Genomic DNA, 22672 nt, shown 5'->3' with positions numbered 1-22672 from the left:
CCTCTATCAGGCGGCGCCAGCCCCCTCGTGCCATTGGCGGCTATCCGGCGGCGCCTGATCGCGTTCATTGAAGCCATAGTCACGGACGACGGAAGCGATCCTGAGGCGATAGTCGGCGAAGACGCCATTCCGCCCCGCCGCCTGCGCGGCGCGATGCTCGGCGCCGTTGCGCCATGCCCTCACCGCCGCCTCATCGCGCCAGAAGGAGAGCGACAAGAGTTTGTTCGGATCGGCGAGGCTCTGGAAACGCTCGATCGAGATGAAGCCGTCGATCCCGTCCAGCAGCGGACGCAGATCGGCGGCGAGCCCGAGATAGGTATCGCGCTCGCCCTCGGCGGGCAGGACTTCGAAGATCACCGCGATCATCGCGTAATTCCTTTTTCGTGCGGCAGCGAAACGTTCTTCAGGAAGATTCGATCCTCCCGGAGAATGAAGCGTTCCTTTCGGGCGAATTCATAGTTCTCGCGCCCGAGCGGATCGGCGGCGAGACGTGCGCGGTAGGCCTCATAGGCGGCGAGGCTTTGGATGTTGTAGACGCCATAGGCGGTGGTCGCCGAGCCTTCGTGCGGGGCGAAATAGCCGATGAGATCGGCGCCGCAGCGTGGAATCGCCTCACCCCAGTTGCGGGCGTAGGTGGCGAAGTCGTCCTTGCGGAACGGATCGATCTCGTAGCGGATGAAGCAGGTGATCATCAGTTTCTCCTGGTTGATGACCTGCATTATGCCCGCTTGCCCGTCAGTGATGCTTCGATTACGATCGAACTATGAAAGAAGGCCCGGACATAGCCCTGATCGGATCGCTGATCGGCGATCCTGCGCGTGCCAACATGCTGACGGCGCTCATGGGAGGTCAGGCGCTGACGCCGACGGAGCTTGCGGGTGAGGCCGGCATCACGCTGCAGACCGCCAGCTCGCATCTCGCCAAGCTCGAGGCTGGCGGGCTGGTCACGCAGCGCAAGCAAGGCCGGCACCGCTATTACGCCTTGAGCGAAGACGAAGTCGGGCTGATGCTCGAAAGCCTCATGGGTTTTGCCGCGAGCCGCGGCCTCACGCGGCATCGTCCCGGCCCGAAAGATCCGGCGCTGCGCAAGGCACGCGTGTGCTACAACCACCTCGCAGGCGACTACGGCGTGCGCATATTAGACAGCCTGATCGAAGCCCGTGAGATCGAGGTGACTGGCGGTGACGATCTTGCGCTGACAGATGCCGGCCGCGCCCGAATGGAGGCACTCGGCATCGACTATGCCGCACTCAAGAAATCCCGCCGGCCGATCTGCCGCACCTGTCTCGACTGGAGCGAGCGGCGGTCGCACCTCGCGGGATCGCTTGGTGAGGCCCTGCTGGCGCTTTTCATCGACGAGGGTTGGGCGAGACGGGAGAAGGACAGCCGGGCCGTCCGCTTCACCGCCGCGGGCGAGAGGGCTTTCCTGGAACTCTTTCCTCGATAGCTTCAGCGACGCGAAGGCGCGCCGTCATGGACGAGCGTGTCGCGGAAACCTTCGCGGGCAATGCGCGTGCAAAGGGACGACCATTCACATTCTTCGCAGGCGGCGCGGATGGCACCGGCCGTGAAGGCGGTACGCAAGCGCTCCAGGCGTTCGCCGTCGAGAACGAGAACCGACCCGGACTCAATCGCGACCCCGAGCAGATCGGCAACCGCAGCCAAGGCGCGTCCGTCACGATTACGAACGCTTTCGCTGCGGCAATGAGTTTCCGGCAGGTCCAGCATCGGGGCGCAGATATCGTCCGGTCCGTCGACGATCTCGATCGCTTCGCCGGCGGAAAGGCGCTCGGCGATCCGGCGATAATTGCGGGTGAACGAGGGCGTATAGCCCTCGCCGACAAATGTCAGCAGGCACAGGAGATGATGCCCGCGCAGGCGAACCATTGGAAACCTCTGCCTCTTTTGCGCGTCCGATAAGACGTGCGGCGCTGTAGAGAAGTATGCATGCAAAAAAACTGGAGGGGCAAGCGCGGAGCAACCGCTTCCCTCATGCTTCTGCAGGTTGAGCTTTGGTCTGCCGTCGTATAAATCTGCCGGGACTGTTTTTCAGCGCCGCATTCTGGATCCTCCCCTGCCCCGCGGCGCGTTCTCCCAAGGAACCCGACCCAAATGAACGGTATCGACCTCATCATCTTCGACTGCGACGGCGTGCTCGTCGATTCGGAAATCATCGCCTCGCAAGTCCAGTCCGAGCTGGTGAGCCAGGCGGGCTATCCGATCAGCGTTGAGGAAATGAACCAACGCTTCGCCGGCATGACCTGGCGCGACACGTTGCTGACGATAGAAAAAGAGGCGAGCATCCCGCTATCGGCCTCGCTTATCGATCGTGTCGATGCCATCCTCGACAAGCGCCTTGCTCGCGACGTCAAGATCATCGACGGCGTCAGATCGGTGCTGATGCAACTCACGCTTCCGCATTGCATCTGCTCCAATTCCACTTCCGGGCGCCTCGCGGTTATGCTGGGCAAGGTCGGGATCAAGGATCATTTCGGTGCGCACATCTATTCCGCGCGCGATCTCGGGCCCGACCGGGTCAAGCCGAAGCCAGATATCTTCCTTCACGGCGCCGCCCAGTTGGGCGTCGATCCTGGGCGCGTCCTCGTCATCGAGGATTCGGTGCACGGCATCCACGGCGCTCGCGCTGCCGGCATGCGCGTCGTCGGCTTCACCGGCGGTTCGCATACCTATCCGGCGCATTCCGACAAGCTCACGGAAGCCGGCGCCGAAACGGTTATCTCGCGAATGTCGGCTCTGCCAGGTGTAATCGCCGCGCTCGCCGAATGGTCTGAACCCATGACGGCCTGAGCCGCCGGGCCACTCTTCGCCCCCCAACCGCGGGCGCGGGAACATCCTAAGATCACGACGGCGCCTGTCCACGTGACGTGCGAAGGACGCCATGCCGCATTGAAAGAGGCATGGTATCCCTTCGACAATCAACCGAGTTGTCGGACCGCACATGGGCGCCATATTTCAAGCAAGCCCTGAGAGGCTATTTCCAAGGAGGAAGCATCATGCGTCTTTCACTATTAACGGGATTGACCCTGGCGGCTGGCGTCGCATTCGCGCCCCTCGCCCATGCCGATATCACAATTGGCGTGATTACTCCGCTCACGGGTCCGGTCGCGGCCTTCGGCGAGCAGGTCAAGAACGGCGCCGAGGCGGCGGTCGAGGCCATCAACAATGCCGGCGGCATCAAGGGCGAGAAGATCATTATCAAGATCGTCGACGATGCCGGTGAACCCAAGCAGGCCGTCTCCGTCGCCAACCAGCTCGCCGGCGAAGGGCTGCGCTATGTGGTCGGACCGGTGCTCTCCGGCACCGCGATGCCGGCATCCGACGTGCTCGCTGAGAACGGCATCCTGATGGTCACGCCGACGGCGACCACGCCGGATCTCACCACCCGTGGGCTCTGGAACGTGCTGCGCACCTGCGGCCGCGACGACCAGCAGGCCGTCGTCGCTGCCGACTATGTCGTCCAGAACCTCAAGGACAAACGCGTCGCCGTGCTGCACGACAAGGGGGCCTATGGCAAGGGTCTCGCCGACGGCTTCAAGGCCGCCATCAATGCGGGTGGCATTACCGAAGTCGTCTATGAGGGCTTGACCCCCGGTGAAAAGGACTTCGGCGCCATCGTCACGCGCCTCAAGGCAGAGAATGTCGATGTCGTCTATTTCGGCGGCTATCATGCCGAGGCCGGCCTGATGGTCCGTCAGATGCGTGATCAAGGCGTCAAAGCGCAGCTCATCGGTGGCGACGGCCTGTCCAATACAGAATTCTGGGCGATCGGTGGAAACGCTGCCGAAGGTACGATCTACACCAACGCCAGTGACGCGACCCGCCACCCGGCCGCAGCCCCGGTCATCGAGGCGCTCAATGCCAAGAACATCCCGGCCGAAGCCTTCACGCTCAATGCCTATGCCGCGGTACAGGTCCTTAAGGCAGGCATCGAGAAGGCGGGCTCCGCCGAGGATCCGACTGCCGTTGCGACTGCGATCAAATCCGGCGAGGCGATCGACACGGTGATCGGCAAGCTAACCTATGGCGAAAGCGGCGATCTCACCTCGCCGAGCTTCTCGCTCTACAAGTGGGAAGCCGGCAAGAGCGTCGCGGCAGAGTAAGCGGACGCCGACCGGACAAACGGAAACGCCGGGGCGATGCCCCGGCGTTTCGATTCTGGCGTTTGGTCTGAAGCCCGCCTTAATTCGCCCTATACGGCCCTTCGTCGAAACCTATGAAAACCTTGGCTTCAGCGCCGGCGCCGGCCGGCAGCGTGACATCGGCCTTGGTGAAGACGAACTGGGTGGTGGCGCTGCCCGGGGGGACTTCGACCGGATATTGGGTCAGTTCGGAATAGAGCGTCTTTTCGCCATCGGTTGCGGCCACGCGGATCGGTAGGGTCACCTTGCCGGGTCCGCCGGCGGGGCCCGCGACGACGCGGCCCTGCGCGACCACCGTCACCTTGAGCGCATCTTCGCTCTGCACGCATTGACGCGTCGTATCGGCCAGCGAGGCCTGATAGACGACCTTGCTCGGATCGTCCTTCGCGCCCTTCGCATAGGTGCGGTAGGAAGAGGTGCCGTCCCTGAGCGTGACCGGCGGGCAGGCCGCCTGGACCACCGCCGGCGTCGGCGCGCTCGCACTGCCGCCCGCATCGATGGCACCGCCCGTTTGTGTCTTGTTACAGCCGGCAACGGCCAAAAGGAGAGATACTGCGAGAAGACGGCGAGACACTGACACGTTGCACAACCTCTACTGAAAAGAACGAAACTCCCTGATCGCGGTGACTGTGGCTCGATGAACCATCGTCGTCGCGATCAAACATGCGAGAACGCAAGGCCGCCTCGCCTCGGACGGAAAACGGCCCGAGGCCTTTCTTGACCTTCGGGCATCGTCTATAGCAGCGACGAATTCAAAAATCGACCGGTCGACGCTCCCCAACCGAATTTTCCGGAACAGGCTGGAAATTTGCCATGGTGACAAAAATGGCCGCGCGATTCGCCGGGAACTGACGCAAAAAGGCGCCTGGGCTGAAGCGAGCCTCGCTTCAACGCTCGCGCGGCAAAACGATGAAGGATGACGATGGTGAAGTATGTTTCGACGCGGGGAGAGGCGGCCTCCCTCGGTTTCTGTGACGCTCTTCTGGCGGGACTCGCCCGTGACGGTGGGCTCTACCTTCCGAAGGAGTGGCCGAAGTTCTCCAAGAAAGAGATCCGAGCGCTGCGCGGCAAATCCTATCAGGAGATCGCCTTCACCGTGCTCGAACCATTCACGAACGGCGAGATCCCGGCCGCGAAATTCCGCGAGATGATCGACGAGGCCTACGCCACCTTCCGCCATCCGGCCGTGGCACCCCTGGTCCAGACCGGCCCCAACTCTTTCGTCATGGAACTCTTCCATGGCTCGACGCTCGCCTTCAAAGACGTCGCCATGCAATTGCTGGCAAGGCTGATGGACCATGTGCTTGCCGAACGGGGCGAGCGCGCGACGATCGTGGGAGCGACATCGGGCGACACAGGCGGAGCTGCGATCGACGCCTTCGCCGGGCGGGAGCGCACCGACATCTTCATTCTTTTTCCGCACGGCAAGGTGTCGCCGGTCCAGCAAAGGCAGATGACGACCTCGACCGCTTCGAACGTGCACGCGATCGCGGTCAAGGGCAATTTCGACGACTGCCAGAACCTCGTCAAAGCCATGTTCAACGACACGGCCTTCCGCGACCGGGTGAAGCTCTCGGGCGTCAATTCCATCAACTGGGCGCGGATCATGGCCCAGATCGTCTATTACTTCACGACGGCGGTCGCGCTCGGCGGTCCGGACCGCAAGATCTCCTTCACCGTGCCGACCGGCAATTTCGGCGATATCTTCGCGGGCTACGTCGCCAAGCGCATGGGTTTGCCGATCGACAAGCTGATCATCGCCACCAACGACAACGACATTCTAACGCGCACCCTGAAGAGTGGCCGCTACGAGATGCGCGAGGTGAAGGCGACGACTTCGCCTTCGATGGATATCCAGATCTCCTCGAACTTCGAGCGGCTCATCTTCGAGGCTAACGACCGCGACCCGGCGGAGGTGCGCGCGGCGATGGCAAACCTCAAACAATCCGGCTCGTTTGCGATCGGCGACGGCGCACTGAAAAAAATCCGCAAGGAGTTCCGCGCCGGCCGCGCCTCGGAAAAGCAAGTGGCCAGAACGATCCGCAAGACCCTCGATGATACGGGCTATCTCATTGATCCGCATACGGCAATCGGCGTGTTCGTGGCGGCCAAGCACGAGAAGGCTTCCGCACCGATGGTCACTCTTGCGACGGCCCATCCGGCGAAATTCCCCGACGCAGTAAAATCGGCAAGCGGTATTGACCCCGCGCTTCCGACGTGGCTTGCTGATCTCATGACTAGGGCGGAGCGTTTCGATATCCTGGAACCGGAGCTGAAAAACGTCGAAAGCTTCATCGGCGAGCGTACCCGCGTTCAGGAATAGAACGAAAGAATACGGATGATGAAAGTTGAGTGCACCCGGCTCCCTTCCGGGCTGACGGTGGTAACCGAGAACATGCCCCATCTTGAAAGCGTGGCGCTCGGTGTCTGGATCAAGTCCGGTTCGCGTAATGAGACCGTGGACGAACACGGAATTGCGCATCTGCTGGAGCACATGGCTTTCAAGGGCACCAGGCGGCGCAGCGCCCGCCAGATTGCCGAAGAGATCGAAAACGTGGGCGGCGAGGTCAACGCTGCCACCTCTACCGAAACCACCTCCTACTATGCCCGCGTGCTCAAGGACCACGTGCCGCTCGCGGTCGACATCCTCGCCGACATTCTCACGGAGTCGACCTTCGAAGAGGACGAGCTTCGCCGCGAAAAGCACGTCATCCTGCAGGAGATCGGCGCCGCGGACGACACGCCGGACGATGTGGTTTTCGATCGCTTTGCCGAGACGGCTTATCGCGATCAGACGGTCGGGCGGCCGATCCTCGGCACGCCGGAAACGGTGATGTCCTTCACCCCGGACCAGATTCGCCATTATCTCGGCCGCAACTATACGACGGACAGAATGTTTATCGTCGCGGCCGGTGCCGTCGATCACGAGACGATCGTGCGTCAGGTCCAAGAGCGCTTTTCCGCCCTGCCCGTCTCACCCTTATCGCCGCCGGTCCTCGACACGGCGCGCTACACTGGCGGCGACAGCCGCGAAACTCGCGATCTGATGGATGCGCAAATCCTGCTCGGCTTCGAAGGTAAGGCCTATCACGCGCGGGATTTCTACTGTTCGCAGATCCTCGCCAATATCCTTGGCGGCGGCATGTCCTCCCGCCTCTTCCAGGAGGTGCGCGAACACAGGGGCCTCTGTTATTCGGTCTACGCCTTCCATTGGGGCTTCTCCGACACCGGCATCTTCGGCATTCATGCGGCAACCGGCGGAGAGAACCTGCCGGAACTGATGCCGGTGATCGTCAACGAGCTGCGCAAATCGTCGATGAACATCGAGCAGCAGGAGATCGAGCGCGCCCGCGCGCAGATCCGCGCGCAATTGCTTATGGGCCAGGAGAGCCCGGCGGCACGAGCCGGTCAGATCGCCCGCCAAATGATGCTCTATGGCCGTCCCATTCCCAACGAGGAGCTGATGGAGCGCCTTTCGGGCATCACGATCGAGCGCCTGACAGACCTTGCCGGCCGACTGTTCTTCGACACGGCTCCGACGCTCTCTGCCATCGGCCCGCTCGAGCAGCTTGCCCCCATGAACGACATTCTCTCGTCGCTGGCCAGCAAGACAACCGCCATGCACGCCGTGGCGAGCTGACACGCAGATTGCGGTAGAGGCTTTGCCACGGCCGCGCCCAAGCCCTGCGTTCTCCTCACGATTTCTCAAAAATCGGATTCGATTTGAGCGTAAACTTGTGCAACGTTTCGCAATGAGACAGCGTCCTCGGCTCGACTGAACGGCGGCGGCTGTTGCCCGCGGTACTGGCCTGGAGGCGTATATGACACGATCGGTTTTTCGGTTCCTGTCGCGGCAGCCGGAGACGGTCGAGATCGCCAATCAGCATTATCTGCTCCGGCTTCCCCGTTACGCCGATTATCGGCAATGGTATCAGTTGCGCAGCGAAAGCCGTGCCTTCCTGGAGCCTTGGGAGCCGACCTGGCGCGCCGATGAAATGACCGAGAGCGCCTTTCGCAGCCGCGTCATTCGCAATGAGCAGGAATATGCCTCGGGCCAGGCCGTGCCGCTCTTCCTCTTCCGCAGGCCGGACGAGACGCTGCTTGGCGGTCTCACCATTGGTCACATTCGCCGGGGTGCCGCGCTGAACTGCATGATCGGCTACTGGATGGGCCAGAAATATGCCGGTCGGGGCCATATGTACGAGGCGCTGAAGCTGACGATCCCCTATATCTTTACGGTGCTCGAGTTGCACCGTATCGAGGCAGCCTGTATTCCAGAAAACACACGGAGCATCCGGCTCCTTGAAAAGGCCGGCTTTGAGCGTGAAGGCTATTTGAGACAGTACTTGAAGATAAACGGGCAGTGGCGGGATCATCTGATGTTCTCCCTCTTGTCCGCCGATGCCGTACCGAACAGGAATATGCCCCTTTGATGCCCCTGAACCTGAAGCCGTTCGCATGGCCAGCCGCAAGGCTGGCGGCGTTTCTGGTCGCACTCGTCGTCTTCGTCGTCGGTCTTGCCGGCGGGGTCGCGCATGCGCTTGAGCCGGTGAAGATTTCGCGCGAGGACACGGCGCTCGACCTCACCGCGACGACGGAGATTTACAGCGGCAGGGGCGATGCGTTTCAGGTCTCGACCGCCCCCGGCACGGACGGCATCGTGCGCCGCATCGAAGTGCGCTCGAGCACGGAACATCATCAAGGCGACTGGGCCGTTTTCGCGCTTGCCAATGTCTCGGAAGAGCAGCTCGAACGCGTCATCGTCGCCCCGCATTTCCGGCTGGTCAATTCCAAGCTCTTCTGGCCGGACCTCGGCTCGCAGCGCATCCTCTCGATCACGCCGAGCGAAGGCTTCGCGCTCGATCGGCAGCCGAGCGACGAGGCGGACGTCTTCCGGATCACGCTCAACCCCGGCGCGGTCATCACCTTCGTGGCCGAGCTCGCGACGCCGGACCTGCCGCAAATCTATCTCTGGCAGCCCGACGCCTACAAGGACACGGTCAATGCCTTCACTCTCTACCGCGGCATCGTGCTCGGCATCGCCGGCCTTCTGGCGGTGTTCCTGACGATTCTCTTCGTCGTCAAGGGTACCTCGATGCTGCCGGCGACGGCCGCACTCGCCTGGGCCGTGCTTGCCTATATCTGCGTCGATTTCGGCTTTCTGTCGAAGCTCATCAGCGTGACGGCCGACGACGAGCGAATATGGCGGGCGGGAACGGAAGTCTTCCTGGCAGCGGGCCTCGTCGTTTTCCTTTTCACCTATCTCAACCTCAATCGCTGGCACCAGCATCTCGGCTATGCGACGCTCGCCTGGATTCTCGGGCTGGGGCTGCTCTTCGGGGTCGCGGTCTACGATCCGGCGATCGCCTCGGGCATCGCCCGCCTGTCCTTCGCGCTGACGGCAACCGTCGGCATCGTGCTCATCGCCTATCTCGGCTTCAACCGCTACGACCGCGCCATCCTGCTTGTCCCTGCCTGGCTGTTGATCCTCGTCTGGTTGTTCGGAGCGTGGCTCGCCGTCACCGGTCAACTGGCCAACGATATCGTCCAGCCGGCGCTCGGCGGCGGTCTCGTGCTCATCGTGCTGCTGATCGGCTTCACCGTCATGCAGCACGCCTTTGCCGGTGGCGCCTACCAGCAAGGCCTGTTCTCCGATCTTGAGCGACAGGCGCTGGCATTGACCGGCTCGGGCGACACCGTCTGGGATTGGGACGTGGCGCGCGACCGCGTCGTCACCATACCCGACATTTCGCACCAGCTCGGCCTCTCGCTCGGCACCATGAACGGCCCCGTCCGCAACTGGGTGCCGCGGCTGCATCCCGACGACCGCGACCGCTTCCGGGCGACGCTCGACGTGTTGCTCGAACACCGGCGCGGCCGGCTGAACCACGAATTCCGCGCGCGCGCGGAGGACGGCCATTATCACTGGCTCTCGATCCGGGCACGGCCGGTGCTCGGCGCCAACGGCGAGATCATCCGCTGCGTCGGCACCATCGTCGACATCACCGAACAGCGCAATTCGGTCGAGAGGCTCCTGCACAATGCGCTCCTCGACAACCTGACCGGCCTGCCTAACCGGCAGGTCTTCCTCGACCGGCTGCAGGCTATCCTGTTGATGTCCGACAGCACCAACGCCATGAGGCCGACGGTGCTCGCGATCGACATCGATCGTTACAAGCAGGTCAATGATATGCTTGGCGTTGCGGCCGGTGACAATATCCTCATCGCGCTTACGCGCCGCCTGCGCCGGCTCCTGCGTCCGCAGGACACGCTCGCCCGCCTCGGCGGCGACCAGTTTGGACTGATCCTCATGTCCGAACGCGATCCGGCAAAGATCGCCGACTTCGCCGATGCCGTCAGCAAGGCGATCATGGTTCCGCTCAACTACGGCAATCGCGAGATCAACCTGACCGCGTCGATCGGCCTCGTTTCCTGGCTCGACCAGGAGCAGAGCGCCGCCGGGCTGCTCGATGATGCCGAGCTCGCGATGTTCCGCGCCAAGAAAGCGGGCGGAAACCGGGTCGAGCCGTTCCGCCCGGCCTTCCGGACGTCGAGCTCGGATCGGCTCCAGCTCGAAGCGGATCTGAAACGGGCGATCGAACGCAAGGAGCTTTCCCTCGTCTACCAGCCGATCGTCCGCTTGAGCGATGCCGAAATCGCCGGCTTCGAGGCGCTCATGCGCTGGGATCATCCGAAGCGCGGCAACATCTCGCCGACCGAGTTCATCCCGATCGCCGAGAATTCCGACATCATAAATCAGCTCGGCATGTTCGCTTTCGACAAGGCGACGAGCGACCTCTCGGACTGGCAGATGCAGGCCGGGGAACTGCCGATCTTCATCTCGGTCAACCTGTCGAGCGCGCAGCTTTTGAACAATGAGCTTTATGACGACGTGCGCGCGATCCTCAACAAGAACCGCTGCGATCCGGCGAAGGTCAGGATGGAACTGACGGAGTCGCTGGTGATGGAAAACCCCGAGCAGGCCAGGCTCGTACTCGAAAAGCTCCGCCAAGCGGGGCTGCGGCTGGCCCTCGACGATTTCGGCACCGGCTATTCGTCGCTCTCCTATCTCACCCGCTTCCCCTTCGACACGATCAAGATCGACAAGGCGCTGGTGCGCGATCCGAGCGACAGGCGCGGCGTGGTGTTGCGCTCGGTGATCACCATGGCGCGCGAGCTCGACATGCAGGTGGTCGCCGAAGGCATCGAATCCGAGGAGGATGCGGTTCAGCTTTCGCAGATGGGCTGCGACTACGGCCAGAGCTTCCTCTTCGGGCCGCCGGTCGGGTCGGATTCGATCCTGCGGCTCCTGAAGGAGCGATTTCCATTGATGAAGAGAGCCTGACGCGGAAACCGGCGACCGACGACGGCTTAGGCGTGGCCGGAATCGGTGGAAAGCATGGCCGAGCTGACGCCCATCAGTGCCAAGGCGCGGTCGTATTTCTCATCGAGGTTCCGGCTGAAGATCAGCTCCTCGCGCGCCGGGCAGGTCAGCCAGCCGTTCTGGGTGATCTCGGCCTCGAGCTGGCCTGGCCCCCAGCCGGCATAGCCGAGCAGCATGGTCGCCTTGTGCGGCCCCTCGCCACGGGAGATGGCCCTGACGATGTCGAGCGTCGCGGTGAGGCAGATGTCGTCGCTGACGGGAATGCTCGAATCGCTCAAGTAATCGTCCGTATGCAAGACGAAGCCTCGCCCCGTCTCGACGGGGCCGCCTGCCTGTATCTGGAACTCACGCGCCGTCGCCGGCAGACGGATCGCTTCATCGGGATCGAGGAGCTGCAGGTGCAAGAGGACGTCCGGGAAAGTCAACCGTTGCGGACGGTTCAGCACGAAGCCCATCGCTCCATCTTCCGAGTGGGCGCAGACGAAAATGACCGTTCGGGCAAAATTGGCATCGAACATGCCCGGCATGGCGATCAGGAATTGACCGTCAAGGAAGCCACGCTCGCGGGTCGTATGCAGTGCCTTTGTCGCCATAATGAAGATAGCCTACCAATTCACGACGAAATGAAAAGCGCCTCTACGTGGCGGTCGCGGAATTTTGCACGCGCGACGCTTGCTCGCGATGAATTCGGGGCTGCAAGCCCCAGATTTGCGATCCGGTTTCCATATGCCGGCGTCGCCGCAAAGCGGTTGCGCCCTCGTTTCGACCTCGCGCGTGGCCGCTGATCAAGCAATTATGATCGCGGCGACGCATCACGGCGGCTGGAGACCGAAGGTGAAACGCTATACTGCTTGAGCTATGACCAACCGCCCTCCCCTCATGAAGATGGCCCAGTGCATCGCGACGGCAACCCCTCTCGTTGCATTTCTTTTGCCGGCCCCCTCCCATGGAGCGACCAGCGAATGGGTGACCTCCCCCGGCGGGACCGTACGCATCGTCGCGTCGCAGCCAAGGCCGGACGGCTCCATCCCCGCCATTCTCGAAGTCCAGCTCAAGCCTGGCTGGAAGACCTATTGGCGGGATCCGGGAGCAAGCGGCATACCGCCGCAGGTGACCCTCGATCCATCGGGTGGCGTCGTTCTGGAAGCAATCCGCTTCCCTGCACCGAAGACGTTCGGCGAAGGGCCGGGGCGCTATGCCGGATATGACCAGCCTGTCGCCTTCCCGCTTGAGCTGAAGAAGGTCGCCAACGGCGGCGACCTCGCGATCCGGGCCTCCGTCTTTCTGGGCATCTGCGAGGACATCTGCATCCCCGTGCAGGGCGAACTGAACCTCACTCTCAAAAGCGGCGGCTTCGACAACCCGCTCGACGGTGCACGCATCGACCAGGCGGTTGCCGCACTTCCGGAACCGCCGTCCGACGATTTCCGGGTAGCGAAGGCAAGCTTCGATGCCGCGGCGGGCATGATGCATCTCGATCTTCGATTGCCCAAGGCCGTCGGTGGCGGACCAGTGGACCTGTTTCTGTCCGGCCCTCCCGGGGTCTTCTTCGGCAAGCCGGTCCTCGGCGGACCGGGCATGGAGCGCCGGGCCGAAATTCCGGTGAAACTCTCCGGCAAAGACAAGCGCATCACGGGAAAAGCCATCGCACTCACCGTTCGCGCCGGCGGGCGCAGCATGGAAACGACGCTTGCCTTTGATTGACGCGCCCCTATAGTCCCCCGCGGGCTCGAGTGCTGCTAATACCGGCGCCAAGCCCGGAGAACAATCGAGGAGAAAACCCGTGACCATTGCTGTCGGAGACAAGCTGCCCAACGCAACCTTCAAGGAGAAGACCGCCGACGGCCCGGTCGAGGTGACCACCGACCAGCTCTTCAAGGGCAAGCGCGTGGTGCTTTTCGCTGTGCCGGGAGCCTTCACGCCGACCTGTTCGCTCAACCATCTTCCCGGCTATCTCGAAAACCGCGACGCCATTCTGGCCCGCGGCGTCGACGACATCGCAGTGGTCGCCGTCAACGACCTGCATGTGATGGGCGCCTGGGCGACGTCCTCCGGCGGCATCGGCAAGATCCATTTCCTTTCCGACTGGAACGCCGCTTTCACCAAGGCGATCGGCATGGATATCGACCTCTCGGCCGGAACGCTCGGCATTCGCTCCAAGCGCTATTCGATGCTGGTTGAGGATGGCATCGTGAAGGCGTTGAACGTCGAGGATGTCCCGAGCCAAGCGATCGCTTCCGGTGCTGCCACGATGCTGGAGCAGCTGAGCTAGAGCGCGTCGCATCCACACGCATTGTTCCGACAGCCGGTGAAATGAAACGGGCCATTGCGCCCGTTTCTATTTGACGGCATCCGTCCGGCGCGTTTTCTTGAAAGGCTCCATGCCCTTGCGCGCGAGTTCGTCGGCGCGTTCGTTCTCGGGATGGCCGGCGTGGCCCTTGACCCAGTGCCAGGTCACCTGATGACGGCTTCTCGCCTCATCCAGCGCCTGCCATAGCTCGCCGTTCTTCACCGGCTTTCTGTCGCCGGTCTTCCAGCCGTTCCGTTTCCAGCCGTGAATCCATTTGGAGATGCCGTCCATCACATATTTGCTGTCGGTGTGGAGGTCGACCTCGCAAGGCTCTTTCAGAGCGTTCAGCGCCGAGATCGCGGCGAGCAGCTCCATGCGGTTGTTGGTGGTCTCCGCCTCTCCTCCGCACATTTCCTTCTCGACGTCGCCGTAGCGAAGCACCGCTCCCCAGCCACCCGGCCCGGGATTTCCCGAGCAGGCGCCGTCGGTGAAGATATCGACGTGCTTCATACCGATGCCTCTTGGCGCCTGAGCCCGTATTCGGCGCTCGAGACGATGGCGCGATGGAAGCGGATCTTGGTCAGATATTCGAGCGGGTCCTTCTTGACCACCAGAGCCCCTCGTGGCGTCGTCAGCCAGTCATAGAGGCGTGTCAGGAAGAAGCGCAGCGCCGAGCCCCGGGCGAGAAGCGCCAGAGCCTCCACCTCCTCAGCGGTCAATTTCCGCACGCTCTCGTAGCCTGAAAGCAGCGCCATGCCCTTGGTGATGTTATAGGAGCCGTTCTTCTCGAAGCACCAGGAGTTCAGGCATACGGCGACGTCGTAGGCGAGGAAATCGTTGCAGGCGAAATAGAAGTCGATCAGGCCGGAGAGGCGGTCGCCGAGGAAGAAGACGTTGTCCGGGAAGAGATCCGCATGAATGACCCCCTCTGGCAATGCCTTCGGCCAATGCTCTTCGAGATAGGCGAGCTCCGCCGCGATCTCCTCTCGGAGGCCGGCTTGAACCTCATCGGCGCGGGCTTCCGAATTCCGCCAGAGCGGCCGCCAGCCGCCGACCGAAAGCGCGTTGGCGCGCTTCAGGGGAAAGTCTTGGCCGGCCTCGTGCATCTCAGCGAGGGCGCGGCCGACCTCGCGGCAGTGCTGCGCCTCGGGTTTCCTCAGCCACATGCCTTCGAGAAAGGAGATCACCGCGGCCGGCCGACCCGACAGCGTGCCGAGCAGCTTGCCGTCGGCACGCGGCAGGGGCAACGGGCAAGAGAGCCCCCTTTCAGCAAGATGATGCATCAGGCCCAGAAAGAACGGCAGATCGTCGGCATTCACCCGCTTCTCGTAAAGCGTAAGGATGTAGGAGCCCTGGGTGGTGTGGAGAAGGAAATTCGAATTCTCGACGCCCTCGGCGATTCCCTTGTAGGAGGTCAACGCCCCCACATCGTAAGCGGAGAGAAAACGGATTAGCTCGTCTTCCGTGATATCGGTGTAAACTGCCAAGGTGCGATACTTTCCAGAAGTGCAAATTTCAAAAATTTAAGCCTCATGCGGGCGGAATCCGCGCGCAGCTCTAGTCACCGTTCACGAAGGCCATGTCGGCCGCGGTCAATTCGACGTGACGGAGTTCGCGGTTGACGAGGAAGTTCTCGTTTTCCTCGACCGTGTCGGCAAGCTCGACCGCCGCGTCGTAGCGTTCGCGGAACGCTTCAATGATCTCGTTGACGATCACTTCCGGCGCCGAGGCGCCCGCCGACAGCCCGATGGTTGAGATGTCGCCCATCGTCGCCCAATCGATCTCCGAGGCGCGCTGCACCAGGACGGCTTTCTTCGCCCCGGCTCTCAGCGCCACCTCGACGAGGCGCTTGGAATTCGATGAGTTGGGAGCGCCGACGATCAGGAAAAGATCGCAACCGGGCGCGGCCTGCTTCACTGCTTCCTGCCGGTTCGTCGTGGCATAGCAGATCGAATCGGCGGCAGGCGCGGTCAGGTTGGGAAAGCGCTCATGCAGCCGCTTGATGACTCCGGCGGTATCGTCCACCGACAGCGTCGTCTGCGTTACGAAGCCGAGATTATCCGGATCCGGCGGCGCATAGACGTCAGCGTCCTCGACCGTCTCGATGAGCGAGACCGCCCCCTCCGGCAATTGCCCCATGGTGCCGATCACCTCCGGATGCCCGGCATGGCCGATCAGCACGACATGGCGGCCCATCCGGTGGTGACGCATCGCCTGCTTGTGCACCTTCGAGACGAGCGGACAGGTGGCGTCGAGATAGAAAAGGTTGCGCTGATCCGCATCGGCCGGAACCGACTTCGGCACGCCATGGGCGGAGAAGACGACGGGCTGCTTGCGGTGCTCGGGCGGAATCTCGTCGAGCTCCTCGACGAAGATTGCCCCCTTCGCTTCCAGCCCTTCGACGACATAGCGGTTGTGCACGATCTCGTGACGGACATAGACTGGGGCGCCGAATTCCTTAAGCGCCAGCACCACGATCTGGATCGCCCGGTCGACGCCGGCGCAGAAGCCGCGCGGGCCGCAAAGGCGGATGGTGATCGGGGATTTTGCTGCTGCGGATGGGGCCATGTTGAAAATGCCAGTGGATCGAACGGGAACCGGGCTCGCAGCCCTGCGCCATATATAGCGGCAACGACCACGCGCACAAGGAAGAAGACTTTGGCTCGCCGGCAAATGCCCGCGGCCGAAAGCAATCCGATTATCGCTTCCGGCGATACAGGTAGAGCCCGCTGACGGCCACGAGAGCGGCGGCAAGGCCGTACCAGGTCAGCGCATATTGCAGATGATTGTTCGGCACGTCGAACTGCGTGACGCCGCCGATCGGCAGACCTCCGGGGTTCTCAGCGACATCGGCATCGACGAAGAAAGGGACAACCCTATCCGCATCCAGACCGGCCGAACCCGCCATCCCGTCGAGATCCTTCCAATAGAAGATATTCTTGGCGATGTCGTTGTCCGGCACGAGCGCCGACGGTTTCTGCGAGAGCCTTGGGCGCGCCAGGCCATCAATCGTCATGCTTCCAGTGACCTGGCCCTCGGACCGCGTCGATGCGTCCTTCTTCTCGAACGGCACGAAGCCGCGGTTGACGAAAAGGGCGCGGCCGTCCGCCAGCGTGAGCGGCGTGAAGACGTAGTAGCCGGTGCGGCCTTCATGGGTCGCGAAAAAATGGCGCTCCTTCCTATGATCGTAGACTCCCGAGACCTGCACGGCGCGGTAGTCGATATCCTCGCCGGCTGCGGCCATGGCCTCGATCTCTTCCAGCGAGACCGGCGGCGCCGAACGCCGTTCGGCAATCGCGGCGATCAGCGCCTCTTTCCACTGCAGCCGCTGCATCTGCCAGGTGCCAAGGGAAACGAGCACCGCGAAGGCCGCAACGACGAGAACGGCGCCGGCTATCTGGCCGAGGCGCGACGCCGACTTGCTTTCTTCAACCACGGTCGATTTCACCTGAGCGCGCACTGTTGCGGTATTGCAGACTGATGAGCACGCCCTTCAGCATGCGCGTCAGTGCCAGGCTGAAGATCGTCGCCAGCGGAATCCACAGCAGGAAGTGCAGCCAGAGCGGCGGATTGACGTTGACCTCCATCCAGAGCGCTGCGCCGACGACGATGAAGCCGACAATAAGGATGACGAAGACGACCGGACCATCCCCGGAATCGGCGAAACGGTAGTCAAGCTCGCAACTCGTACAAGCCGGCCGGAGCTTCAGGAAGCCGTCGAAGAGCTTGCCCTGGCCGCAGCGGGGGCAAAGCCCCTTGATGCCGGTCATGACCGGGTCAACGGGCGGGTACAGCGCCTTGTCGTCATTCATGGGTTGATCTCAATCGCGGTATTGTTGGGGACCATGTCCCAGATATCGTCCATCTCGGCATTGGTAACGGCAATACAGCCATCCGTCCAATCGAACATCTGCGTCAAAAACGCTAACCAGCCGAAATAGTTGGGCTGGCCATGGATCATGATCATGCCACCGGGATCGACGCGCCTGACGGCAGCCTCCTGCAGGTCCTGCGGTCCCGGGTAGGAAATGTGAATGGACTTGTAGAAGCGGCTCGCATCGTTGCGCCAATCGAGGACATAGCGCCCCTCTGGCGTCTTCCGGTCGCCTTCCCGCCTCTTGTGTCCCACCGGATTGCCGCCAAGCGCGATTGGAAATTCTCGCAGCAGCTTCTCTCCCTGAAACAATTGCAGGACGCGCCGCTCCTTGTAGACGACAACCTTGTCCGCAGTTTCGGCGGCCAGCACCGAAAACGGCATCGCTAGGATACCCGCCGCGAGCGGCCATAGGTACGCGCTCTTCATCATTCCACCACAAGCGGTGCCTTTAATGGAAACGGGGCGGCTGCATCGCCGCAGCCGCCCCGTCATCATCAAACGAATGGCTCTTAGCCGTGAGCGATCGGTGCACCCCATCCACCCCAGATGTAGATGGAGAAGAAGAGGAACAGCCAGACCACGTCAACGAAGTGCCAGTACCAGGCGGCCGCCTCGAAGCCGAAATGGTGCTGCGGGCTGAAGCCGCCGCCAAGTGCCCGAACCAGGCAGACCAGCAGGAAAATGGTGCCGACCAGGACGTGAAAACCATGGAAACCGGTCGCCATGAAGAAGGTAGCGCCATAGATCGAGTCGCGGAAGGCGAAGGGCGCATGTGCGTACTCGTAACCCTGCACGAAGGAGAAGAGAACGCCGAGCAGCACCGTCAGGGTCAGGCCGTAGATGAGGCCCTTGCGATCATTGTGCAGCAGCGCGTGGTGCGCCCAGGTGACCGTCGTGCCGGAGAGCAGCAGGATAACGGTATTGTAGAGCGGCAGGTGCCAGGGATCGAGGACCTCGATGCCCTTCGGCGGCCAGACGCCACCGGTGTAGGCGGCGCGCGCGGCCTGGATGGGTTCGCCGGCAAACAGGCTCGCATCGAAGAAGGCCCAGAACCAGGCGACGAAGAACATCACCTCGGAGGCAATGAACATGATCATGCCGTAGCGCAGGTGGAGCGACACGACGCGGGTGTGATGTCCTTCGCGCCCCTCCTTGATCGTGTCCGACCACCAGCCGAACATGGTGTAGAGAATAAGCGCCAGGCCGATGAAGAAGACCCACGGATTGGCGAGTTCCAGCCCGAACATCTTGAACGAGCCGCCGGCGAGATAGCGCATGTAGCCGACGCCGCCGAAGGCCATGATGAAGGCACCGATGGAGGCAAGCAACGGCCAAGGGCTCGGATCGATGATGTGGTAGTCGTGATTCTTCTGATGCGCTCCGGCCATGTCAGTAATCCCCGATAGTCCTCTTTTGTCGCCGGCCCGGCATAGCCGAAACGGCGCTCCTGTCAAAGTCTGTTTTGAGCGTCCTCGTCCTTCGCCTGTACACGAGCGACCGGCTTGGACGGCTCGCGCGGGTAGAAGGTGTAGGATAGCGTCAAAGTCTTGATGCCCTTCGTCTCGACCGGCTTGACGATCTCCGGATCGACGAAGAAGACGACTGGCATCTCCATTTCCTCACCCGGCTGCAGCGTCGTCTCGGTAAAGCAGAAGCACTGCACCTTGTTGAAGTAGGCACCCGCCGCCATCGGCGTCACGTTGAATGTCGCCTGGCCGGTCGTCGGCTTCGACGAAAGATTCTTCGCGCGGTACATCACCTGCACGGTCTCGCCGATCCGGACGTCGATGTCGCGCTGGACCGGCTTGAACTCCCAGGGCAAACCCGCCGCAATATTGGCGTCGAAGGTGACCTTCACCTTCTCGTCCAGGATTACGTCAGAAGCCTGCTCGACCCGCTGCGTCGTGCCGTTGTACCCCGTCACCCGGCAGAACATGTCGTAGAGCGGCACGGCGGCATAGGCCATGCCGATCATGCCTCCAACGAAAGCGAGGCATGTGCCGACGATGACGCCGTTCGCTCGTTCTTTCCTGGGCACTTGCTGGGAGTCGGTCATCGGCCGTGCCTTCACTGCGCCATGCCGCTGCCGAACTTGACCAGCGTCACCACGTAAAAAAGCGCGACGAGACCCGCGAGCACGACGCCGAGGGCGATATTGCGGCCACGACGAGACTTCTTCTGCGCTTCGCTGAGTTCAACGGTTTCCATCAGCTGATACCTCCGGCCTTGAGCCAGATCTGAACGATCACGTGGTCGGCCAGCAGGGCCGAGAAGATCGCGAAAAGATAAGCGATCGAGAATGCGAAAAGCTTCTTGGCCGGCAGCATACGCTTGTCGCTTTCAGGCATGCGCAACACGCCGAGAGAATACCAGACGAAGCCCACTCCCATGGCAGCGGCGAACGCCCCATAACCAAGGCTCGCAAAGCCGAGCAAGGTGGGACAGATGCCACTCAGCGCCGTCAGGACAGCATAGATGACGATCTGCCTCTTGGTGGTCGCCTCGCCGCAGACATTCGGCATCATCGGCACCCCGACAGCCTCGTAATCACCCATCTTGAAGAGCGCCAGTGCCCAGAAATGCGCCGGCGTCCAAAGGAAGATGATGAGGAAAAGCACGATGCTCTCGAGCGATACGCCGCCGGTCACGCAGGCCCAGCCGATCATCGGCGGGAAAGCTCCGGCGGCACCGCCGATCACGATGTTCTGCGGCGTCGAGCGCTTCAGCCACATCGTGTAGATAGCCACGTAGAAGAAGATGGTGAAGGCGAGCAAGCCGGCTGCAAGCCAGTTCACGGCAAGCCCGAGGATCGTCACCGAAAATGCCGATAGCGTCAGGCCGAAGGCGAGCGCTTCCTGCGGCAGGATTTTGCCGGCGGGAATCGGGCGCTTGGCCGTACGGCTCATCACTGCGTCGATATCGGCGTCATACCACATGTTCAGCGCACCGGAGGCGCCGGCGCCGACGGCGATGCAGAGGATCGCGATGAAGCCGATGAAAGGATTGATTTGTCCGGGCGCAAGGACGAGCCCGGCAAAAGCCGTAAAGACGACGAGAGACATGACGCGCGGCTTCAGGAGCTCGAAATAATCGCGTGCAGAGGCCTCAGACAGGCGCGGTGCGCCTTCCATGCCGACTGCTTCGTGATTGTCGATGACCGTCATGTCTCGTCCCTGAATTCCTTGCGACCATGACAGCCGCATTTCGCCGGAGGGCCGGCGGGGTGAAGCCGCCGAAACCGGCGGCTTCTGTTCGTTGCCCGTCACTTGATCCGCGGGAGCTGCTCCCATTGGTGGAACGGCGGCGGCGAAGAGAGCTGCCATTCGAGCGTATTGGCACCCGCACCCCACGGATTGTCGCCCGCGACGCGCTTCCTCGCGAAAGCCTCGGCTACGCCGAAGAGGAAGATCAGCACCCCGACGGCGGCGATGTAGGAGCCGTAGGACGACACCATGTTCCAGCCCGCAAAGGCGTCCGGATAGTCGACATAGCGACGCGGCATGCCTGCAAGCCCGAGGAAATGCTGCGGGAAGAAGATCAGGTTCACGCCGACGAACATCACCCAGAAGTGCAGCTTGCCGATGAACTCGGAGTACATGTAGCCGCTCATCTTCGGGAACCAGTAGTACCAGGCCGCGAAGATCGCGAAGACGGCACCGAGCGACAGAACGTAGTGGAAGTGAGCCACCACGTAATAGGTATCGTGCAGCGCGCGGTCGAGGCCGGCATTGGCGAGCTGGACGCCCGTGACGCCGCCGACGGTGAAGAGGAAGATGAAGCCGATCGCCCAGACCATCGGTGTCGTGAAGCGGATCGAACCGCCCCACATCGTCGCGATCCACGAGAAGATCTTCACGCCCGTCGGAACGGCGATAACCATCGTCGCGAAGACGAAGTAGCGCTGCGTCTGCAGCGACATGCCGACCGTATACATGTGGTGCGCCCACACGATGAAGCCGACGGCGCCGATCGCAACCATGGCATAGGCCATGCCGAGATAGCCGAAGATCGGCTTGCGGGCGAAGGTCGAGATGATGTGGCTGACGATGCCGAAGCCCGGCAGGATCAGGATGTACACTTCCGGATGGCCGAAGAACCAGAACAGGTGCTGGAACAGGATCGGGTCACCGCCGCCTTCAGGAGCGAAGAAGGCCGTGCCGAAGTTACGATCGGTCAGCAGCATGGTGATGCCGCCTGCCAGGACCGGCAGCGAGAGCAACAGCAGGAAGGCGGTGATCAGAACCGACCAGGCGAAGAGCGGCATCTTGTGCAGCGTCATGCCCGGAGCGCGCATGTTGAGGATCGTCGTGATGAAATTGATCGCACCGAGGATCGACGAGGCGCCGGCGATGTGCAGGCCGAGGATCGCGAGATCCATGGCCGGGCCGGGCATGCCCGAAGTCGAGAACGGCGGATAGATCGTCCAGCCGCCGCCGGCACCATAGGCACCCGCCGGACCCTCGACGAACATCGAAAGCAGGACGAGCAGGAAGGCCGGCACGATCAGCCAGAAGGAGATGTTGTTCATGCGCGGGAACGCCATGTCCGGGGCGCCGATCATGATCGGCACCATCCAGTTGGCAAAGCCGCCGATCAGCGCCGGCATGACCATGAAGAAGATCATGATCAGCGCGTGCGCCGTCGTGAAGACGTTGAACATGTGCTTGCCGCCGTCGATGGCAGCATCGCCCTCGAAGCCGTAGACCATCTGCGCGAGACCGTGGAAGATCTGGATGCCCGGCTCCTGCAGCTCGGCGCGCATGAAGACCGACAGCGTACCGCCGATGATGCCGGCGATGATCGCGAAGATCAGATAGAGCGTGCCGATGTCTTTGTGGTTGGTCGACAGGAACCAACGCTGAAAGAAGGTCAGCGGCTTGTGTGCGTGGTCGCCATGGGCATGATCGGAATGATCATGACGTTGATCGTGATGAACGGCTGTTCCAGCCATGGGTCGAGCT

25 protein-coding genes are annotated in these 22672 nt (G+C 62.3%); 9 read left to right on the top strand and 16 right to left on the bottom strand.

Going from position 1 to position 22672, the window contains the following annotated elements; all coding sequences use genetic code 11:
* Positions 1-6 precede the first annotated feature (6 nt).
* A complete protein-coding gene (locus M728_RS03100; RefSeq protein ID WP_026618559.1) occupies positions 7-366 on the bottom strand; it encodes an antibiotic biosynthesis monooxygenase in 360 nt (119 codons plus the stop codon).
* Positions 363-692 carry an NIPSNAP family protein gene (locus M728_RS03095; RefSeq protein WP_026618558.1) on the bottom strand — a complete coding sequence of 110 codons (330 nt, stop codon included), beginning with the start codon at positions 690-692 and terminating at the stop codon, positions 363-365. Before M728_RS03095 ends, M728_RS03100 begins: the two co-directional genes overlap by 4 nt.
* 71 nt (positions 693-763) lie before the next feature.
* Here M728_RS03095 and M728_RS03090 point away from each other — a divergent pair, with 71 nt between their 5' ends.
* Positions 764-1447 carry a helix-turn-helix transcriptional regulator gene (locus M728_RS03090; RefSeq protein ID WP_026618557.1) on the top strand — a complete coding sequence of 228 codons (684 nt, stop codon included), beginning with the start codon at positions 764-766 and terminating at the stop codon, positions 1445-1447.
* A gap of 2 nt (positions 1448-1449) precedes the next feature.
* Here the strand turns inward: M728_RS03090 and M728_RS03085 are convergent, their stop codons facing one another.
* On the bottom strand, positions 1450-1887 hold the full coding sequence (locus tag M728_RS03085) for a DUF1284 domain-containing protein (protein ID WP_026618556.1): 438 nt from the start codon (positions 1885-1887) through the stop codon (positions 1450-1452).
* 225 nt (positions 1888-2112) lie between these two features.
* On the opposite strand from M728_RS03085, the gene M728_RS03080 reads away from it, so the two are divergent.
* Positions 2113-2808, top strand: coding sequence for an HAD family phosphatase (locus M728_RS03080; protein ID WP_026618555.1), 696 nt, complete (start codon positions 2113-2115; stop codon positions 2806-2808).
* A 206-nt stretch (positions 2809-3014) separates the two neighbouring features.
* Complete coding sequence (locus tag M728_RS03075) at positions 3015-4121, top strand: ABC transporter substrate-binding protein (protein WP_026618554.1); 1107 nt, start codon at positions 3015-3017, stop codon at positions 4119-4121.
* Between the two features lie 79 nt (positions 4122-4200).
* On the opposite strand, the gene M728_RS03070 is transcribed toward M728_RS03075, so the two are convergent.
* Positions 4201-4749 (bottom strand): hypothetical protein, encoded by a 549-nt coding sequence (locus M728_RS03070; protein WP_026618553.1) that lies wholly within the window; start codon positions 4747-4749, stop codon positions 4201-4203.
* A gap of 333 nt (positions 4750-5082) precedes the next feature.
* Between M728_RS03070 and thrC the strand changes: the two genes are divergently transcribed.
* The 4 genes from thrC to M728_RS03050 all read left to right on the top strand — a co-directional run bounded on the left by thrC (position 5083) and on the right by M728_RS03050 (position 11505).
* On the top strand, positions 5083-6483 hold the full coding sequence (thrC, locus tag M728_RS03065; RefSeq protein WP_026618552.1) for a threonine synthase: 1401 nt from the start codon (positions 5083-5085) through the stop codon (positions 6481-6483).
* 15 nt (positions 6484-6498) lie between these two features.
* Positions 6499-7800, top strand: a complete 1302-nt coding sequence (locus M728_RS03060; protein WP_026618551.1) for a pitrilysin family protein — start codon at positions 6499-6501, stop codon at positions 7798-7800.
* Positions 7801-7981: 181 nt separating this feature from the next.
* Positions 7982-8593: a GNAT family N-acetyltransferase gene (locus tag M728_RS03055; protein ID WP_026618550.1), complete on the top strand. Its 612-nt coding sequence runs from the start codon at positions 7982-7984 to the stop codon at positions 8591-8593.
* Positions 8593-11505, top strand: a complete 2913-nt coding sequence (locus M728_RS03050) for an EAL domain-containing protein (protein ID WP_026618549.1) — start codon at positions 8593-8595, stop codon at positions 11503-11505. Before M728_RS03055 ends, M728_RS03050 begins: the two co-directional genes overlap by 1 nt.
* A gap of 26 nt (positions 11506-11531) precedes the next feature.
* Here M728_RS03050 and M728_RS03045 read toward each other — a convergent pair whose 3' ends face one another.
* Positions 11532-12137, bottom strand: coding sequence for a YqgE/AlgH family protein (locus M728_RS03045; protein WP_026618548.1), 606 nt, complete (start codon positions 12135-12137; stop codon positions 11532-11534).
* Positions 12138-12423: 286 nt separating this feature from the next.
* Between M728_RS03045 and M728_RS03040 the strand changes: the two genes are divergently transcribed.
* Both M728_RS03040 and M728_RS03035 read left to right on the top strand, forming a co-directional pair.
* Positions 12424-13248: a protein-disulfide reductase DsbD domain-containing protein gene (locus tag M728_RS03040; protein WP_026618547.1), complete on the top strand. Its 825-nt coding sequence runs from the start codon at positions 12424-12426 to the stop codon at positions 13246-13248.
* A gap of 79 nt (positions 13249-13327) precedes the next feature.
* Positions 13328-13816: a peroxiredoxin gene (locus tag M728_RS03035; RefSeq protein WP_026618546.1), complete on the top strand. Its 489-nt coding sequence runs from the start codon at positions 13328-13330 to the stop codon at positions 13814-13816.
* 66 nt (positions 13817-13882) lie between these two features.
* Here the strand turns inward: M728_RS03035 and rnhA are convergent, their stop codons facing one another.
* The 11 genes from rnhA to ctaD all read right to left on the bottom strand — a co-directional run bounded on the left by rnhA (position 13883) and on the right by ctaD (position 22662).
* Positions 13883-14344 carry a ribonuclease HI gene (gene rnhA / locus M728_RS03030; protein ID WP_026618545.1) on the bottom strand — a complete coding sequence of 154 codons (462 nt, stop codon included), beginning with the start codon at positions 14342-14344 and terminating at the stop codon, positions 13883-13885.
* The gene (locus M728_RS03025) at positions 14341-15321 is read right to left on the bottom strand and encodes a homoserine kinase (protein ID WP_026618544.1); all 981 of its coding nucleotides are present in this window, start codon (positions 15319-15321) and stop codon (positions 14341-14343) included. The genes rnhA and M728_RS03025 overlap by 4 nt, the downstream gene beginning before the upstream one ends.
* A gap of 70 nt (positions 15322-15391) precedes the next feature.
* A complete protein-coding gene (ispH, locus tag M728_RS03020; RefSeq protein ID WP_034882861.1) occupies positions 15392-16402 on the bottom strand; it encodes a 4-hydroxy-3-methylbut-2-enyl diphosphate reductase in 1011 nt (336 codons plus the stop codon).
* 130 nt (positions 16403-16532) lie between these two features.
* Entirely contained in the window at positions 16533-17294 is a 762-nt protein-coding gene (locus M728_RS03015; protein ID WP_026618542.1) for an SURF1 family protein, read from the bottom strand.
* Entirely contained in the window at positions 17263-17646 is a 384-nt protein-coding gene (locus M728_RS03010; RefSeq protein WP_026618669.1) for a DUF983 domain-containing protein, read from the bottom strand. Before M728_RS03010 ends, M728_RS03015 begins: the two co-directional genes overlap by 32 nt.
* Entirely contained in the window at positions 17643-18137 is a 495-nt protein-coding gene (locus M728_RS03005) for a L,D-transpeptidase family protein (protein WP_026618541.1), read from the bottom strand. The genes M728_RS03010 and M728_RS03005 overlap by 4 nt, the downstream gene beginning before the upstream one ends.
* Before the next feature lie 83 nt (positions 18138-18220).
* Positions 18221-19099, bottom strand: coding sequence for a cytochrome c oxidase subunit 3 (locus M728_RS03000; RefSeq protein WP_026618540.1), 879 nt, complete (start codon positions 19097-19099; stop codon positions 18221-18223).
* 62 nt (positions 19100-19161) lie between these two features.
* The gene (locus M728_RS02995) at positions 19162-19767 is read right to left on the bottom strand and encodes a cytochrome c oxidase assembly protein (RefSeq protein ID WP_026618539.1); all 606 of its coding nucleotides are present in this window, start codon (positions 19765-19767) and stop codon (positions 19162-19164) included.
* A gap of 11 nt (positions 19768-19778) precedes the next feature.
* Positions 19779-19919, bottom strand: coding sequence for a hypothetical protein (locus M728_RS02990; RefSeq protein WP_026618538.1), 141 nt, complete (start codon positions 19917-19919; stop codon positions 19779-19781).
* Positions 19919-20875, bottom strand: coding sequence for a heme o synthase (locus M728_RS02985; RefSeq protein ID WP_026618537.1), 957 nt, complete (start codon positions 20873-20875; stop codon positions 19919-19921). Before M728_RS02985 ends, M728_RS02990 begins: the two co-directional genes overlap by 1 nt.
* A 98-nt stretch (positions 20876-20973) precedes the next feature.
* Positions 20974-22662: a cytochrome c oxidase subunit I gene (gene ctaD / locus M728_RS02980; protein WP_026612902.1), complete on the bottom strand. Its 1689-nt coding sequence runs from the start codon at positions 22660-22662 to the stop codon at positions 20974-20976.
* Between the last annotated feature and the right edge of the window lie 10 nt (positions 22663-22672).

Origin of the sequence: Ensifer sp. WSM1721 (assembly GCF_000513895.2) — a bacterium.
Lineage (GTDB): Bacteria > Pseudomonadota > Alphaproteobacteria > Rhizobiales > Rhizobiaceae > Sinorhizobium.
The sequence above is the reverse complement of the archived record's forward strand: the minus strand, read 5'-3'. Positions and strand labels throughout refer to the sequence as shown.

Bases quoted from the DNA above. Each gene is read 5' to 3' on its own strand.
- M728_RS03100 (WP_026618559.1), bottom strand. From the start codon at position 366: ATGATCGCGGTGATCTTCGAAGTCCTGCCCGCCGAGGGCGAGCGCGAT.
- M728_RS03095 (WP_026618558.1), bottom strand. From the start codon at position 692: ATGATCACCTGCTTCATCCGCTACGAGATCGATCCGTTCCGCAAGGAC.
- M728_RS03090 (WP_026618557.1), top strand. From the start codon at position 764: ATGAAAGAAGGCCCGGACATAGCCCTGATCGGATCGCTGATCGGCGAT.
- M728_RS03085 (WP_026618556.1), bottom strand. From the start codon at position 1,887: ATGGTTCGCCTGCGCGGGCATCATCTCCTGTGCCTGCTGACATTTGTC.
- M728_RS03080 (WP_026618555.1), top strand. From the start codon at position 2,113: ATGAACGGTATCGACCTCATCATCTTCGACTGCGACGGCGTGCTCGTC.
- M728_RS03075 (WP_026618554.1), top strand. From the start codon at position 3,015: ATGCGTCTTTCACTATTAACGGGATTGACCCTGGCGGCTGGCGTCGCA.
- thrC (WP_026618552.1), top strand. From the start codon at position 5,083: ATGGTGAAGTATGTTTCGACGCGGGGAGAGGCGGCCTCCCTCGGTTTC.
- M728_RS03060 (WP_026618551.1), top strand. From the start codon at position 6,499: ATGATGAAAGTTGAGTGCACCCGGCTCCCTTCCGGGCTGACGGTGGTA.
- M728_RS03055 (WP_026618550.1), top strand. From the start codon at position 7,982: ATGACACGATCGGTTTTTCGGTTCCTGTCGCGGCAGCCGGAGACGGTC.
- M728_RS03050 (WP_026618549.1), top strand. From the start codon at position 8,593: ATGCCCCTGAACCTGAAGCCGTTCGCATGGCCAGCCGCAAGGCTGGCG.
- M728_RS03045 (WP_026618548.1), bottom strand. From the start codon at position 12,137: ATGGCGACAAAGGCACTGCATACGACCCGCGAGCGTGGCTTCCTTGAC.
- M728_RS03040 (WP_026618547.1), top strand. From the start codon at position 12,424: ATGAAGATGGCCCAGTGCATCGCGACGGCAACCCCTCTCGTTGCATTT.
- rnhA (WP_026618545.1), bottom strand. From the start codon at position 14,344: ATGAAGCACGTCGATATCTTCACCGACGGCGCCTGCTCGGGAAATCCC.
- ispH (WP_034882861.1), bottom strand. From the start codon at position 16,402: ATGGCCCCATCCGCAGCAGCAAAATCCCCGATCACCATCCGCCTTTGC.
- M728_RS03010 (WP_026618669.1), bottom strand. From the start codon at position 17,646: ATGAATGACGACAAGGCGCTGTACCCGCCCGTTGACCCGGTCATGACC.
- M728_RS03005 (WP_026618541.1), bottom strand. From the start codon at position 18,137: ATGAAGAGCGCGTACCTATGGCCGCTCGCGGCGGGTATCCTAGCGATG.
- M728_RS03000 (WP_026618540.1), bottom strand. From the start codon at position 19,099: ATGGCCGGAGCGCATCAGAAGAATCACGACTACCACATCATCGATCCG.
- M728_RS02995 (WP_026618539.1), bottom strand. From the start codon at position 19,767: ATGACCGACTCCCAGCAAGTGCCCAGGAAAGAACGAGCGAACGGCGTC.
- M728_RS02990 (WP_026618538.1), bottom strand. From the start codon at position 19,919: ATGGAAACCGTTGAACTCAGCGAAGCGCAGAAGAAGTCTCGTCGTGGC.
- M728_RS02985 (WP_026618537.1), bottom strand. From the start codon at position 20,875: ATGACGGTCATCGACAATCACGAAGCAGTCGGCATGGAAGGCGCACCG.
- ctaD (WP_026612902.1), bottom strand. From the start codon at position 22,662: ATGGCTGGAACAGCCGTTCATCACGATCAACGTCATGATCATTCCGAT.